Origin of the sequence: Mangrovibacter yixingensis, assembly GCF_020523985.1 — a bacterium.
In the GTDB taxonomy this organism is placed as follows: Bacteria; Pseudomonadota; Gammaproteobacteria; order Enterobacterales; family Enterobacteriaceae; genus Mangrovibacter; species Mangrovibacter yixingensis.
Window position 1 is genome coordinate 114,872 of sequence record NZ_JAIVKM010000009.1, and the last position, 15,607, is coordinate 130,478.

The following is a 15,607-nucleotide window of genomic DNA, read 5'->3' on the forward strand; positions in this document are numbered from 1 at the left end:
TTAAGTATGTCCGCAGAACATGTTTTGACGATGCTGAATGAACATGATGTGAAGTTTGTAGATTTACGCTTCACCGATACTAAAGGCAAAGAACAGCACGTCACTATCCCAGCCCACCAGGTAAACGCTGACTTCTTCGAAGAAGGCAAAATGTTTGATGGTTCTTCCATCGGCGGCTGGAAAGGTATCAACGAATCCGACATGGTACTGATGCCAGATGCCTCTACAGCCGTTCTGGATCCGTTCTATGAAGAACCAACTCTGATCATCCGTTGCGACATTCTGGAACCTGCTACCATGCAGGGCTATGACCGCGACCCGCGCTCTATTGCAAAACGCGCTGAAGAATACCTGCGTTCTACCGGTATTGCTGATACCGTTCTGTTTGGGCCAGAGCCTGAATTCTTCCTGTTCGATGATGTTCGCTTCAAAAGTGACATCTCTGGTTCACACGTTGCTATCGACGATCTCGAAGCTGCATGGAACTCCGACACCAAATACGAAGGCGGTAACAAAGGCCACCGTCCTGCAGTGAAAGGTGGTTACTTCCCAGTTCCGCCGGTAGATTCATCACAAGACATCCGTTCTCAAATGTGTCTGACCATGGAACAGATGGGCCTGGTTGTTGAAGCTCATCACCATGAAGTGGCTACTGCTGGCCAGAACGAAGTGGCTACCCGCTTCAATACCCTGACCAAAAAAGCTGACGAAATCCAGATCTACAAATATGTGGTGCACAACGTTGCTCACGCATTTGGTAAAACTGCGACCTTTATGCCGAAACCAATGTTTGGCGATAACGGTTCTGGTATGCACTGCCACATGTCTCTGTCCAAAAACGGTGTAAACCTGTTCTCTGGCGACAAATATGCTGGCCTGTCAGAAGAAGCGCTGTTCTACATTGGCGGTGTTATCAAACACGCTAAAGCAATCAACGCCCTGTCTAACCCGGCTACCAACTCCTACAAACGTCTGGTTCCTGGTTATGAAGCACCGGTTATGCTGGCTTACTCTGCTCGTAACCGTTCTGCCTCTATCCGTATTCCGGTGGTTGCTTCTCCGAAAGCTCGTCGTATCGAAGTTCGCTTCCCGGACCCGGCAGCTAACCCGTACCTGTGCTTTGCTGCACTGATGATGGCTGGCCTGGACGGTATCAAAAACAAAATCCACCCTGGCGAAGCAATGGACAAAAACCTGTATGACCTGCCTGCAGAAGAAGCAGCAGAAATCCCACAGGTTGCTGGTTCTCTGGAAGAAGCACTGAATGCACTTGATGCAGACCGTGAGTTCCTGACTGCTGGTGGTGTATTCACTGATGACACCATCGACGCTTACCTGGAACTGCGTCGTGCAGAAAACGATCGCGTGCGTATGACTCCGCATCCGGTTGAATTCGAACTGTACTACAGCGTCTGATTTATTAAAGAGTCGTTTTTTGTTGCCGTGGAAACTTTCAGCCCATCTTCGGATGGGCTTTTTTCTCCGACAATAAAGTTTTTTTGCCTCTTTTTTGTACCAATATCTACAAAGCACCAAAACAGTGCACAACATTCGGAGACTGCTGAATGGCAAGCGGCGCACTGCCCGATGCTGGGCAGATCCTTAATTCTCTCATCAACAGCATTCTGTTGGTTGATGACAACCTGGCGGTTCACTATGCGAACCCGGCAGCGCAGCAACTTCTGGCGCAAAGTTCCCGCAAACTTTATGGAACGCCGTTACCGGAATTGCTGAGCTACTTTTCGCTCAATATCGGGCTGATGCAAGAAAGCCTGAATGCTGGCCAGGGATTTACTGATAACGAAGTGACGTTGGTTATTGATGGGCGCTCACATATTTTGTCGCTCACAGCACAACGGCTGCCAGAAGGCTATATTCTGCTGGAAATGGCCCCAATGGATAACCAGCGTCGTTTGAGCCAGGAACAATTGCAACAAGCGCAACAGGTTGCAGCCCGCGATTTAGTCAGGGGGCTGGCTCATGAAATAAAAAACCCGTTAGGTGGGTTACGTGGTGCGGCACAGTTACTCAATAAAGCGCTTCCCGACCCGTCACTCACTGAATACACCAAGGTTATTATTGAGCAGGCCGACCGTCTGCGTAATCTGGTGGACAGGTTGCTTGGCCCACAACAACCGGGCATGCATGTAACAGAAAGTATTCATAAAGTTGCAGAGCGGGTCGTTAAGTTAGTGTCAATGGAGCTGCCCGATAACGTTACCCTGGTCAGGGATTATGATCCGAGTCTTCCAGAATTAGCGCATGACCCGGACCAAATCGAACAGGTGTTACTCAACATCGTTCGCAATGCCCTCCAGGCGCTGGGGGAAGAAGGTGGCGAGATTACGCTGCGTACTCGTACCGCATTCCAGTTGACGTTGCATGGTGTTCGTTACCGGCTGGCGGCCCGCATTGACATAGAAGATAACGGGCCCGGTATACCAGCGCATTTACAGGATACATTGTTCTACCCCATGGTCAGCGGCCGCGAAGGGGGAACAGGTTTAGGGTTATCTATTGCGCGCAATTTAATTGATCAGCATTCGGGAAAAATCGAATTTAACAGTTGGCCTGGTCATACCGAATTCTCGGTATACCTGCCTATTCGCCAGTGAGGTCTTTATGCAACGAGGGATAGTCTGGATCGTTGATGACGATAGCTCCATCCGTTGGGTGCTTGAACGCGCGCTCACTGGAGCCGGGTTGAGTTGTACCACCTTTGAAAATGGTAATGAAGTGCTGGATGCGCTCGCGACAAAAACCCCGGATGTATTGTTGTCCGATATCCGGATGCCTGGCATGGATGGCCTGGCATTATTAAAACAAATCAAGCAGCGCCACCCAATGCTACCGGTCATCATTATGACGGCACATTCAGACCTGGACGCTGCGGTAAGCGCTTATCAACAGGGTGCTTTCGATTACCTGCCAAAACCTTTTGATATTGATGAAGCCGTTGCCCTGGTTGAACGTGCCATCAGCCATTATCAAGAGCAGCAGCAACCGCGTAACGCACCTGTAAATGGCCCGACAACCGATATTATTGGTGAAGCGCCTGCAATGCAGGATGTGTTCCGTATTATTGGCCGGTTATCCCGCTCTTCAATCAGTGTATTGATTAACGGTGAATCCGGTACTGGTAAAGAATTGGTCGCCCATGCCCTTCACCGCCATAGCCCACGAGTGAAGGCGCCATTTATTGCACTGAACATGGCAGCCATTCCCAAGGACTTAATTGAGTCTGAACTCTTTGGTCATGAGAAAGGGGCATTTACTGGTGCCAACCAAATTCGCCAGGGCCGCTTTGAGCAGGCAGATGGCGGCACACTGTTTCTTGATGAAATTGGTGATATGCCACTGGATGTACAAACCCGCTTGCTGCGTGTGCTGGCTGACGGGCAATTTTACCGGGTGGGCGGTTATGCTCCGGTAAAAGTCGATGTACGTATCATTGCCGCAACACACCAAAACCTTGAGCAGCGTGTTCTGGAAGGGAAATTCCGTGAGGATTTGTTCCACCGGCTCAATGTTATTCGCGTTCATCTCCCTCCGTTACGTGAACGCCGGGAAGATATTCCTCGCCTGGCGCGCCATTTCCTGCAAATCGCGGCCAGGGAATTAGGTGTTGAAACCAAACAACTGCACCCGGAAACGGAAGCCGCATTAACCAGGCTGGCATGGCCCGGGAACGTGCGTCAGTTAGAAAATACCTGCCGTTGGCTGACCGTTATGGCTGCAGGCCAGGAAGTGCTGATTCAGGACTTGCCTACAGAGCTGTTTGAAAGTGTTGTGCCGGACAGCCCAACACAGGCGCTACCAGACAGCTGGGCAACGCTGCTGGCACAATGGGCAGACAGGGCATTGCGATCCGGTCATCAAAACTTATTGTCTGAAGCACAACCTGAAATGGAGCGGACATTATTGACGACAGCGTTGCGCCACACTCAGGGCCATAAGCAAGAAGCTGCACGTTTGCTAGGCTGGGGACGAAACACGCTGACCAGGAAGTTGAAAGAGTTGGGGATGGAGTGATGGCATGAATTGTAAAGATGCAAAGCCACCAGCAAATTGCTGCTATTTTGTACTTTACTGTCTCGCCAGCTTCAGTATGATCTACCGCGTTCACGCTGGAGAAACATCATGCTGGAATCCTTAATTCAGGTTGTGTCGCAAGGTGCAGACGCAGGCCTTGCTGCAAGCCATACCCCACAAACAGCAGTGGCGGCACTATTGTGTGCGGCCCTGATAAACTTCTTTAATTGAAGACTGTTTGTTCTGCACAAATAAAAAAGCGGGATATTCTTTCCCGCTTTTTTATTCTTTTAAATCACCCTGGAAAATTGCTGTTGGCGTGCCTTTTGCCGTAAATACGCATCAAAACACATACATATATTGCGAATCAGCAACCGTCCCTTTGCCGTTACCTGAATACAATTGTCATCTGTTGCCACCAGGCCGTCTTTTTCAAGGGGAGCAAGCAATGCCAGGTCTTCAGCAAAATAATCATCGAACTGAAGTTGCCACTGCTGCGCAATATCTGTTTTGTTAAGCCGGAAATTACATATCAGGTTTTTAATCACATCACGGCGAATACAGTCATCGCGAGTCAACGAAATACCTCGCCACAACGCATTTCCCTGCTCTTCAACTTGCTGGTAATAGCTTTTTAGCTCTTTTTGGTTCTGGCTATAAGTATCCCCGATCATGCTAATCGCTGACACACCCATTCCCAATAAGTCGGTATCCCCCTGGGTGGTGTAGCCCTGGAAGTTGCGGTGCAAAATGCCTGCCCGTTGGGCGACAGAAAGTTCATCATCCGGGCGTGCAAAATGGTCCATGCCAATAAACTGATAACCAGATTCTGTAAGAAAATTAATAGTTTGCTGGAGAATATCTAATTTTTGACTGGCTGACGGCAAATCAACATCTTTGATTTTTCGCTGTGCCGCAAATAATGACGGCAGGTGCGCATAATTAAACACACTCAACCGGTCAGGATTTAATTCCGCCACACGCTGCAAAGTAAAAGCAAAGCTTTCCGGTGTTTGCTTTGGCAAGCCATAGATTAAATCGATATTAGTTGACGTAAACCCAAGAGATTTAGCTCGCTTCACCAGGGAGAAAATAAAGTCTTCATCCTGATCACGGTTAACCAAGCGCTGAACTTCTTTATTGAAATCCTGAACACCCATACTTAACCGGTTAAACCCTTCAGCCCGCAAGTGATCGAGAATATCCAGTTCTATTTCCCGTGGATCAACTTCAATAGAAATTTCAGCCTGTGGCGCAAAATGAAAATTCTCACGTAACAACGACATCAGCCGAGTTATCTGGTCTTTAAGCAAAAAAGTGGGTGTGCCACCACCCCAGTGTAATTGCGTTACGGTACGGGAGGCAAACAACGGAGATTGATGCCGGATTTCTTTTTCAAGAAAATCAAGATATTGATCTGCCTTATGCTGTTGGCGGGTTATCTGTTTATTACAGCCACAGAAGTAGCAGAGTTTATGGCAAAAAGGGATGTGTACATAAAGTGATAAAGGCCGTTCAGGGTAACGACCAACAGCTGCAGAAAAATCTACCAGTGAATAGTCTGGTGAAAACTCAAGAGCAGTTGGGTAAGAAGTGTAACGTGGCCCGGAATAGTTATATTTCTGGATAAGGGCCAGATCCCAGTCAACAACATGCTCAGACATTCTCACTCCTTCCTGCGTAACCGCTGGCCAGCAAGCAACGCTTGCCGACCAACGCCACGCGTAATTATTCTGCTGCGCAACCACTTTTTACGCTGTGATAAGCGCTGTAGTTTAGCGAATAACCACGCCAGATAACATATTACTGGCAGGACGACGAGTAAAACTAAAAACGCCGCAAGATTCAGTGATGGCCCCCTTTAAGCAGGCGCATCATATCTTCAGTCTGTTCTTCATCTGATTCATCATCATCATAAGAAAGACCCAGTTGCTGCATCAGTGCATCAATGCGATCCAGTTTCTCATTAACCCAGGTTTGCTCGTCATCACTTAATACCTGCCCTTCTTCGAGCCGTTCCAGTAGCGCATCCAGGCGCTCATCCGTTTCCAGCATTTCCAGTTCTGCCTCGGGTGTCAGCATAGGCTTCTCACTCTTAGGTTTATACTGCCGGTTGGTTATGGTCTGTTCTGAGGTTAACAGGACAGGCTTCTTACTGCCAATACGAGAATCTGCTTGCTGCCGGGAGCCTTTGTGATTTTGCTGCCCTTGTTCACTGCCAGAGCGACTGCCTGATGGGTTCCCACGGTGTTTTTTCTGGCGCTTACGTTCGCGCCCTTCCTGGTTGAGTTCTTCACGCGATTTTTTATTGCGCGATTTCGACGGACTTTTGCCGCGAGGTGCAGTGGCGTGTTGCTTCATGATTGTTCTTCTCTGAGCCGTTTTATTCAGTATAGATTTGCGGCGAAATCTAGCAGAAACCAGGAAAATAAAAAAGGCGGCAGGTTAAACCCGCCGCCTTTTTCGTTTTGACACCCATCATGGGCTCAACATTCCTTGTTCGCCTGAGACAACCCCTGTCCTCCCTCGGCATGCAACATTCCTTGCTGCTCTCCTGATAGCTCTTTAACACTTTCCGTGATAATTAAAGATTGCCCGATCCTTATCTTCGCTTTCCTGGCGCTCCTGAAAAACTCTCCCTGAGTTTGCTCCCTGATGCATCCTTGTATTTTGTATATACTTTACGCTGTTCAATTAAACGTGCAATAAACAAGGTTTCAGATTATGGCTATTTCAGATATATCCATAATCACAACACACTGTTTTTAATAATTATTATTAAATAGTCGCAAATAACAAAGTGCCAATGTCGTGCTCAAACAATGGCAAATGTCTTACATTTTCAATATGTAAAATTCGCTATAACGGGAAATATCACAGAAAATCCGCCTTTGGCACTGGTTCAGGTATAATCACGGCAAATTTATCCAGCGGAGAGAACCGTTTTGACTAACTGGAATTATCAATTAACGCACTTTGTCACCAGCGCACCGGATATCCGGCACCTTCCTGGTGATGCAGGTATTGAAGTCGCGTTTGCGGGGCGCTCCAATGCAGGAAAATCCAGCGCACTGAATACCCTGACCAATCAAAAGAGCCTTGCCCGTACCAGTAAAACGCCAGGGCGTACTCAGCTTATTAACCTGTTTGAAGTTGTTGAGGGTAAACGCCTGGTTGACTTGCCGGGTTATGGTTATGCCGAAGTACCAGAAGAAATGAAGCGTAAGTGGCAGCGTGCATTGGGTGAGTATTTACAAAAACGCCAGTGCTTACAGGGCCTGGTGGTTTTAATGGATATTCGCCATCCACTGAAAGACCTTGATCAGCAAATGATCACGTGGGCGGTTGACAGTAACATTCCGGTGCTGGTTCTGCTCACTAAAGCCGATAAACTGGCAAGTGGCGCCCGTAAAAGCCAGTTGAATATGGTACGTGAAGCCGCACTTGCGTTTAATGGTGATGTTCAGGTGGAAGCATTCTCATCCCTGAAGAAACTTGGGGTAGATAAATTACGCCAGAAGCTGGACAGCTGGTTCAGTGAGCTTGAGCCGGTGGAAGAGCAACCAGATCCCGCTCCTGAAGACAGGGAATAAACACAGAGCCGGTACAATATTGTTGTATCGGTTTTTTTTCGCCCAATAAAAAACGCCCCAGTCACTAATGACTGGGGCGGCTAAAATATTCAGCCAAATCCGATTACGTGAAGTAAAAGGTCTGAAAGATAGAACATCTTACCTCTGTACCCTACGTCTTTAACTCTACTCTTTTTCTGGCTGTTAAAAAAGCATTTTTTGTAGTTTTTTTTCACCCTTTACATAGGGATTTCTAATGATCATCACAAAACACTAGGTTTTATGTTGTTTACTTACAAAAAATGGACATTTAATGAGCGCTTAATGCGCTTTATCCCAATTGGAACCACTACCGACTTCTACCAGCAACGGCACATCGAGTTTCATACAATTTTCCATCAATTCATGCACTTTCTTCGCAACCAGATCAAGGCTGTCTTTGTGTACTTCAAACACCAGCTCATCGTGGACTTGCATGATCATTTTTACGGGCGGCTGTTCTGCCTGTAACCAGCCATCAACAGCAATCATCGCTTTCTTGATGATATCTGCAGCTGTACCTTGCATTGGTGCGTTGATAGCAGCACGCTCAGCACCAGCACGACGAGCCGCATTACTGGATTTAATATCTGGCAGGTAGAGGCGTCGCCCTTCCAGTGTTTCAACATACCCTTGCTCTTTTGCCTGTACCCTGGTCCGCTCCATATAGTGCAGAACTCCCGGATAGCGTTCGAAGTAAAGGTCCATATAACGCTGCGCTTCTTTACGGGGGATATTCAGTTGGCGTGAAAGCCCAAATGCACTCATCCCATAAATCAGGCCAAAATTGATTGCTTTAGCGCTCCGCCGCTGTTCCGTTGTCACTTCATCTAAAGAAAGACCAAACACTTCTGCGGCTGTTGCCCGGTGAATATCTTTCCCTTCGGCAAATGCCGCCAGTAACCCCGCATCCTGAGAAAGGTGCGCCATAATACGCAACTCAATTTGCGAATAGTCTGCTGAAACAATGACGTAATCATCTGGGGCAATAAATGCCTGGCGAATACGCCGGCCCTCATCGTTACGAACCGGGATATTTTGCAGATTCGGATCGGTGGAAGATAAACGCCCCGTTGCTGTCACCGCCTGGTGATATGAGGTGTGCACTCGCCCAGTTTTGGGGTTAATCATTAACGGGAGTTTATCGGTATAGGTTGATTTCAGTTTTGCAAGGCCTCGGTATTCTAAAATCACTTTTGGCAGCGGGTAATCCAGTGCTAATTCTTCCAGCACTTCTTCTGAAGTTGAGGGGGCACCACCAGGGGTTTTCTTCAGTGGCTTAATGCCTTGTTTTTCAAACAGGATGGTCTGTAGTTGTTTCGGTGAAGAGAGATTAAAAGGTTCGCCCGCCAGTTCATGTGCTTTTACCTCAAGCTCTGCCAGACGGGTGGTCAATTCACCAGAGTGATGATGCAACACAGCCGGGTCGATTTTAACGCCATTACGTTCAATCCGTGACAGCACTGGCATCAGCGGCATTTCTATCTCGCGAAATACATTCAACGGCCCTTCAAGCTGCTGAAGCTTTGGCCACATTTTTAAATGTAGCTGCAAAGTTACATCGGCATCTTCTGCTGCATAGGGACCAGCCGTTTCAATATCTATTTGATTGAATGTGAGCTGTTTTTTCCCTTTACCGGCAATTTCTTCAAAGGTAATCGTTTTATGGTTGAGCCAGCGAGAGGAGAGACTGTCCATATCGTGACGCCCGGCCACACTGTCCAGAATATATGACTCCAGCATGGTATCAAACTCAACACCCGCCAGTTCAATGCCGTAGTTTTGCAAAATTCCACGGTCAAACTTGAGATTCTGCCCTACCTTACGGACATCATCGCTTTCTAGTATGGGGCGCAGTAATTCAAGAGCACGTTCCCGCGATATTTGTTCTGGCGCATCCAGGTAATCATGTGCAACAGGAATATAAATTGCCTGCCCAGGCTCTGTCGCAAAGGACAACCCCACTAAATTTGCCAGAATGTTATCCAGGCTATCCGTTTCGGTATCAAATGCCACAAGCGGTGCTGCCTGGATTTTATCTATCCATGTCAGTAAGGTTGCTTCATCCTGTACCGTGACGTAATTATCCCGCGACAACACAGGAGCAGCCTCTTCTTCAACTGGCTCAGCCTGAGTGTTGCTTACCGCCTGAACAGGTTTAGCGCCTTTTGCTTTAAGCCATTTTCCATTTTCAACATCACTGATCCAACGCTTAAACTCGTACTGGCTGAACAGAGACAGTAATGCATCGTTCTCTGGGGGTTTTACATCCAGCTCGTTGTAAGCTAATTCCAGCTCAACATCCGTCTTGATGGTTGCCAGTTTGTATGAAAGCCAGGCCATTTCTTTGTTGTTTTCCAGTTTATCGGCCATGGTCTTCGAACCACGAAACGACAAGCCGGCAATTTTTTCTGGGTTATCATACAGTGTGCTAAGGCCACCAAGCCCTTGTAAAAGTGCCTGAGCGGTTTTCTCACCTACGCCAGGAACACCAGGGATGTTATCTGAGGAATCCCCCATTAATGCCAGAAAATCGATAATCAGCTCGGGGGGTACGCCATATTTTTGTTGAACTTCTTCCGGGCCAAGAACCGTGTTGGTCATGGTATTAATCAGTGTTACACCAGGGGTGACCAACTGCGCCATATCTTTATCACCGGTACTAATCAGTACGGGTTGGCCAGCATCATTTGCCTGCTTTGCCAGGGTGCCTATAACATCGTCGGCCTCAACGCCCGGAACAACCAGAAGCGGTAAACCCATAGCCCGCACCATTTCATGCAATGGTGCAATTTGAACCCGTAGATCATCCGGCATTGGTGGGCGGTGTGATTTGTAATTTTCAAAAAGCTCATCGCGAAAGGTTTTGCCTTTAGCATCAAACACGACCGCTGCATGAGAGGGATTAAACTGCAGCAGCAAGCTACGCAGCATATTGAGTACGCCATACATCGCGCCTGTCGGCTCTCCTGCACTGTTAGTCAGAGGAGGGAACGCATGGTACGCGCGATAAAGGTAGGAAGATCCATCAACGAGGATAAGCGGATTGTCAGCGATCTGAGCCATAGTCTTTTTGCCTGGTTACAGTTTAAGACTCAAGGATGCCATACACCGCAGTTAACATGAACTTTTCACCCTATTTTTATCACGAATTAACACAGATCATGCGGCAAGGCTCGCGGATCGACCTGTGGATAACTTTGTGTATTATTTTGCAAAAAATGGTATACCCCATAGTGGGTAACAACAAAAATTCATTTAAAATCATTATATTAAATATATCTCTTTGGCGTATTTTACCGCTTGGTAATATAGCTGTAATGTGGATATAAAAAGCGTTAGTCAAGATATTCTGCTAATGATTTTTCACGTAATCAATGCATGTTATCCCCCGTCATGGATAACGCCCTTGCTCTATTTCTGTTAAAATCACCGCCCTGTCGCACAGGCTTCAGGCTATACCCATTCATTAATTGAAAAGAGATTATGTCAAGATTGTTCGCCACAATCGTATTATTGTTAAGCATCTTTCTGACTGTGCTGGTTACGGTCTTTTTCTCTGTTCCTATTATCTGTGCCGGGCTGATAAAACTGTTATTACCAGTTCCTGGTGTCTGGCGAGCAATATCTTTGTTTTGTAATGCCTGTATGCAAGGCTGGTGCACCAGTCTGGCGGTTTTGCTGCGGCTAAATCCTTTTTTGAAGTGGGATACTGAAGGGCTGGAAGGGTTGAGTAAACAGAACTGGTATCTGTTAATTTGTAACCATCAAAGCTGGGCAGATATAGTCGTGTTATGCGTACTTTTTCGGCGACATATTCCGGTAACAAAATATTTTCTTAAACAACAGTTGGCATGGGTGCCTTTTTTGGGGCTGGCCTGTTGGGCGTTGGATATGCCCTTTATGCGCCGTTATTCGCGGAGTTATTTACTTCGCCATCCGGAACAGAGGGGCAAGGATGTGGAAACAACACGCCGCTCATGCGAGAAGTTTCGGTCTCACCCCACAACAATTGTCAACTTTGTGGAAGGCTCGCGCTTTACCGAAGAAAAACAGCATACATTACGTTCCCCTTATCAACACTTACTGCCACCCAAAGCAGCCGGAGTTGCTATGGCATTAAATGTACTGGGCGAACAGTTCGATAAACTACTCAATGTCACATTGTGCTACCCAGAAAACAGAGCTAAACCGTTCCGGGATATGTTAAGTGGGAAGATGACACGTATTGTGGTTCGTATAAATTTAGTATCAGTGAATGAGACAGAATCACTCCATGGTGATTATGTTAATGATAAAAGCTTTAAACGTTATTTTCAGCGCTGGTTAAACGACTTGTGGCTTAAAAAAGACCAACAGCTTGACGAGCTCTATAAAACAAAAGGTTTTGGACCGGAAAGGCAGTACCCGCAGGATGATTCGCCAGAGATAAATATCAGTAACGAATCCTGAAAATGTAATAAAAAACGCCGAGCATAAGTCGGCGTTTTTTATACTCAATAGATTAGTTATTTCTGTTTAACCAGGTAGTTCACAGTATCAGCATACTGTTGAACAAAAGCTTCCATATTAGAGGTATCCATTCCCTGTGGTCTCAGCATGTACTGACCATTAACATACATGGCGGGCACCCCCTGCAACTGCAGGTCAGCAGCCGCTTTTTCCTGCTGTGCAACCAGGGATTTAACTACAAAGCTATTCCATGCTGCGTCATACTCTTCCGGTTTCACGCCTGCATCAATAAAGACCTGGCGAATATCGGCCACAGTTTGTACTGTCTGAGTTTTCTGCACGGCATCAAACATGCGGTCACTGATTTTATCTTCCACACCTAACGCCATTGCAACAGCCCACGCCTGAGTTAATTGTTTGCCCAGTGGCCCAAGAAAATCAACGTGGTATTTGGTCATTTTAACGCCTTCCGGCAGATTCTTTTTCACTGCATCAGAAACGTGTAGCACATGCTCAAATTCATAGCAATGCGGGCAGTAAAATGAGAAAAACTCCAGAACTTCAGGCTCGCCTTGAACCGGGGTTTTCAGTGTAATGTACTGTTGGCCATCCGAATATTGCGCAGCAGATGCACTAAACGCCAGGATCATACCCGCCAGCGCAAGCCAAATCTTTTTCATACAAGTTCTCCCAAATAAAACTTAATCATCAATACATTGGCGTTAATTGTAAGGGTGGTTCCTGAAGAACCTTCTTCTGCTCGATAAACACAGCAGTTTGTCTCCGCCAGAAGTCTTCTTCCTGAAGCCAGGGAAAACTACGGGGGAATGCAGGATCGTCCCAGCGTTTCAATTGCCAGGCCAAGTAGTAAATCATGCGCATAGCACGCAAAGGCTCAATTAGTGCTAATTCTCGTGAATCAAATGTACAAAACGCTTCATACGCCTCAACAATCATTTCTAATTGCAAGCGTTGTTCAGAGCGCTCACCGTTCAGCAACATCCAGAGATCCTGAATGGCTGGGCCACTACGGGCATCATCAAAATCAACAAATACCGGCCCGTCACGCCACAATATATTCCCAGGGTGGCAATCACCATGTAAGCGAATAGCCGTGAAATCGGTAAACCAGCGTGCGGTAACCGCATCAGATAAGTCACGTACAGCAGAAAGAAATGTATCTTTGAGTGATGCAGGGATTAATGAGGCCTGAAGATATTGTTCAAAAGGCTCAGCAAGCCAGGTATGCAAATCAAAGGCAGGACGATAGGCAAAAGGGGCTTTACGCCCAATCTGATGGATGCGGCCTAAATAATGCCCAACACTTTCCATTTGATCAGGATTATCATTTTCATACTGGCGCCCACCGGCACTGGGGAAAACAGCATAACGAAAACCTTCATGTTTCATCAGGCTTTGCCCGGAAAAAAGTACCGGCGCAACTACCGGTATCCCTTCGTCTTGTAGGGATAGCGTAAACAGATGTTCTTCGTTAATTTGTTCATCCGACCAACGGTGAGGACGATAGAATTTTACGACATACCGCTTACGGTCTTCATCCATAAACTGGTAAACGCGGTTCTCGTAACTATTAAGCGCAGTTAACCCGGAATCAACCCGGATGCCACAATCAAACAAGGCATCCATGATGATATCCGGGTTTAATGTCTGAAAATTAAAAGCGTTGTCGGTCATTCTGGTCATGGGTTCAGGACATGAAGCCTACAGAATAACACTGAAAGACCAATACTAACGATGTGCCTTACAACCTTTTACTCTTTAATTATCCCTCGAGCTTTCAACAGTGCGGTTTTAAAATCTTCTTCGTAGTCTTTCTGTAAACCCGGAATGGTGGCGTCTTTCGCACTGTCGCGCATTTTGAGATGGTAGATAAGAATATCATCAGTAAGATCAACCAACGCCCCTTTAAAACCTGACTCATCTGCCAGTTTTTGTAAGAATTGAAGTAAATTAAGATCAGGGTCTTTCTGCCAGGCTGGCTGAAGCAATTCGATCACTTCATTAAGGCGTTTACATTTCATGATTGTGCTCCTTTGTCTTCACCTGAATACGGTAGCAGGCTAAAACCCACATTAAAAGAGGCGATATTCAGTGAGCCATATTACCGGGATAACTGGAGCTGTGTTAGCAGGTGGTAAAGCGACACGAATGGGAGGGAAAGATAAAGGATTATTGCTTCTGAAGGGGTATGCGCTTTGGCAACATGTTGCCAATAAATTACAGTCACAAGTAGATAGTGTCGTTATCAATGCCAACCGTAATCTGGATATTTACCAGGCAAGTCATCTGCCAGTGATCCAGGATACGATTGCTGACTATCCGGGCCCACTGGCTGGAATGCTTGCAGTCATGGAAACATGCCAGGCAGAGTGGTTCTTGTTTTGCCCCTGCGACACGCCAAATATTCCCACAGATCTCGTGAGCCGCCTCCTGGATAAGCGGGGAAACGCCCGTGTTGTCTGGGTGAATGACGGTGAACGGGATCACCCTGGCGTGGCACTGGTGCATCATTCCTTGTCCGGGAAAATGCGCCAATATCTTTTACAGGGAGAACGCCGCGTACTGGCCTTTTTCCGCCTGGCTGGTGGGCATTCTGTTGAATTTGCCAACAGCCATAACGCATTCGCGAATGTGAATACTCCCGAAGATCTGGCCCGCTGGCAAACACCTCCTCTTCTGTGTTTTGCAGCGAAAAGTGGTACAGGGAAAACAACTCTACTAAAAAAAGTAATCCCGCTACTGAGAGATGCTGGCATCCGCCCCGGGTTAATTAAACACACTCACCATGACATGGATGTGGATACACCAGGGAAAGACAGCTATGAACTAAGAAAAGCAGGCGCTCTACAAACGATTGTCGCATCGGCGCAACGTTGGGCACTGATGACTGAGACGCCTGATTACCCTGATGTCGACTTGTTCAGCCTGGCAAAAAAACTGGACCCAGAGATGGTTGATCTGATTTTGGCAGAAGGCTTCAAACATGAGCCAGTACCTAAAATTCTTTTATATCGGGCAATAGCAGGCCACAAACTGGAAATTGATGAATATGTGATTGCCATTGCCACTGATACTCCATTAGAGGTTGCAGTTCCTCAGTTAGATATCAATGATCCCGCAACAGTTGTGCAGTTTATTATCAGGTGGATGCAGCAATAGGTTTCAGTGGTTCTTGCGGGATAATACTGGTTTATGGATGTACCGTCTCTGTCAGCGCGAAGCCCTGTAGTTATGGCACGGTGACAGGAATAACCTGACGGGAGGTGTTCCCCGGCGTGGCACTGTGGCAGAACAGGCCGGTTTGACACACCCTTCGGCTCATTGCCACGTACGTTCAGCGCGCTGCGACCTGCGCTGTCCTGCTTTCTGTCAGGCTGTGAACAGCCTTTTGCTGATGCCTGAATGCAAAAAACCCCCAGCTTTCGCTGAGGGTTCTTCTTAATTGAAGCCTGGCAGTTCCCTACTCTCGCATGGGGAGACCCCACACTACC

The 15,607-nt window shown here is 47.1% G+C and carries 14 protein-coding genes and 1 pseudogene; 8 read left to right on the forward strand and 7 right to left on the reverse strand.

Features of this window, described 5'->3' with window-relative positions; all coding sequences use genetic code 11:
• The first annotated feature begins 6 nt into the window (after nt 1–6).
• From glnA to LC084_RS20920, 4 genes are all read left to right on the forward strand, one after another.
• Nucleotides 7–1,416, forward strand: coding sequence for a glutamate--ammonia ligase (glnA, locus tag LC084_RS20905; RefSeq protein WP_226573691.1), 1,410 nt, complete (start codon nt 7–9; stop codon nt 1,414–1,416).
• A gap of 149 nt (nt 1,417–1,565) precedes the next feature.
• Nucleotides 1,566–2,615, forward strand: coding sequence for a nitrogen regulation protein NR(II) (glnL, locus tag LC084_RS20910; protein ID WP_064596262.1), 1,050 nt, complete (start codon nt 1,566–1,568; stop codon nt 2,613–2,615).
• A gap of 7 nt (nt 2,616–2,622) precedes the next feature.
• Nucleotides 2,623–4,032, forward strand: coding sequence for a nitrogen regulation protein NR(I) (glnG, locus tag LC084_RS20915; RefSeq protein WP_036115612.1), 1,410 nt, complete (start codon nt 2,623–2,625; stop codon nt 4,030–4,032).
• A gap of 108 nt (nt 4,033–4,140) precedes the next feature.
• Nucleotides 4,141–4,263, forward strand: a complete 123-nt coding sequence (locus LC084_RS20920; RefSeq protein WP_156519018.1) for a YshB family small membrane protein — start codon at nt 4,141–4,143, stop codon at nt 4,261–4,263.
• Between the two features lie 59 nt (nt 4,264–4,322).
• Here the strand turns inward: LC084_RS20920 and hemN are convergent, their stop codons facing one another.
• The gene (gene hemN / locus LC084_RS20925; protein ID WP_226573694.1) at nt 4,323–5,696 is read right to left on the reverse strand and encodes an oxygen-independent coproporphyrinogen III oxidase; all 1,374 of its coding nucleotides are present in this window, start codon (nt 5,694–5,696) and stop codon (nt 4,323–4,325) included.
• 181 nt (nt 5,697–5,877) lie between these two features.
• On the reverse strand, nt 5,878–6,393 hold the full coding sequence (gene yihI, locus LC084_RS20930) for a Der GTPase-activating protein YihI (protein ID WP_226573697.1): 516 nt from the start codon (nt 6,391–6,393) through the stop codon (nt 5,878–5,880).
• A 584-nt stretch (nt 6,394–6,977) separates the two neighbouring features.
• Between yihI and yihA the strand changes: the two genes are divergently transcribed.
• The gene (gene yihA, locus LC084_RS20935) at nt 6,978–7,625 is read left to right on the forward strand and encodes a ribosome biogenesis GTP-binding protein YihA/YsxC (protein ID WP_226573700.1); all 648 of its coding nucleotides are present in this window, start codon (nt 6,978–6,980) and stop codon (nt 7,623–7,625) included.
• 89 nt (nt 7,626–7,714) lie between these two features.
• Here the strand turns inward: yihA and LC084_RS23425 are convergent, their stop codons facing one another.
• Both LC084_RS23425 and polA read right to left on the reverse strand, forming a co-directional pair.
• Nucleotides 7,715–7,762, reverse strand: coding sequence for a spot 42 RNA, inhibition of DNA synthesis (locus LC084_RS23425; RefSeq protein WP_071892919.1), 48 nt, complete (start codon nt 7,760–7,762; stop codon nt 7,715–7,717).
• Between the two features lie 163 nt (nt 7,763–7,925).
• Nucleotides 7,926–10,709 carry a DNA polymerase I gene (gene polA, locus LC084_RS20940; RefSeq protein ID WP_226573703.1) on the reverse strand — a complete coding sequence of 928 codons (2,784 nt, stop codon included), beginning with the start codon at nt 10,707–10,709 and terminating at the stop codon, nt 7,926–7,928.
• A gap of 420 nt (nt 10,710–11,129) precedes the next feature.
• Between polA and LC084_RS20945 the strand changes: the two genes are divergently transcribed.
• Nucleotides 11,130–12,095, forward strand: a complete 966-nt coding sequence (locus LC084_RS20945) for an acyltransferase (protein WP_226573706.1) — start codon at nt 11,130–11,132, stop codon at nt 12,093–12,095.
• 56 nt (nt 12,096–12,151) lie between these two features.
• On the opposite strand, the gene dsbA is transcribed toward LC084_RS20945, so the two are convergent.
• The 3 genes from dsbA to LC084_RS20960 all read right to left on the reverse strand — a co-directional run bounded on the left by dsbA (nt 12,152) and on the right by LC084_RS20960 (nt 14,137).
• Nucleotides 12,152–12,775 carry a thiol:disulfide interchange protein DsbA gene (dsbA, locus tag LC084_RS20950; RefSeq protein WP_226573709.1) on the reverse strand — a complete coding sequence of 208 codons (624 nt, stop codon included), beginning with the start codon at nt 12,773–12,775 and terminating at the stop codon, nt 12,152–12,154.
• Between the two features lie 28 nt (nt 12,776–12,803).
• Nucleotides 12,804–13,790 carry a serine/threonine protein kinase gene (locus LC084_RS20955; RefSeq protein ID WP_226573711.1) on the reverse strand — a complete coding sequence of 329 codons (987 nt, stop codon included), beginning with the start codon at nt 13,788–13,790 and terminating at the stop codon, nt 12,804–12,806.
• 77 nt (nt 13,791–13,867) lie between these two features.
• A complete protein-coding gene (locus LC084_RS20960) occupies nt 13,868–14,137 on the reverse strand; it encodes a YihD family protein (protein ID WP_226573713.1) in 270 nt (89 codons plus the stop codon).
• A gap of 79 nt (nt 14,138–14,216) precedes the next feature.
• Here LC084_RS20960 and mobA point away from each other — a divergent pair.
• Both mobA and mobB read left to right on the forward strand, forming a co-directional pair.
• Nucleotides 14,217–14,780, forward strand: a pseudogene (gene mobA, locus LC084_RS23255) (molybdenum cofactor guanylyltransferase MobA); the annotation flags it as partial.
• On the forward strand, nt 14,766–15,275 hold the full coding sequence (gene mobB / locus LC084_RS23260) for a molybdopterin-guanine dinucleotide biosynthesis protein MobB (protein WP_264193595.1): 510 nt from the start codon (nt 14,766–14,768) through the stop codon (nt 15,273–15,275). The pseudogene mobA and the gene mobB, both read left to right, overlap by 15 nt.
• Nucleotides 15,276–15,607 lie beyond the last annotated feature (332 nt).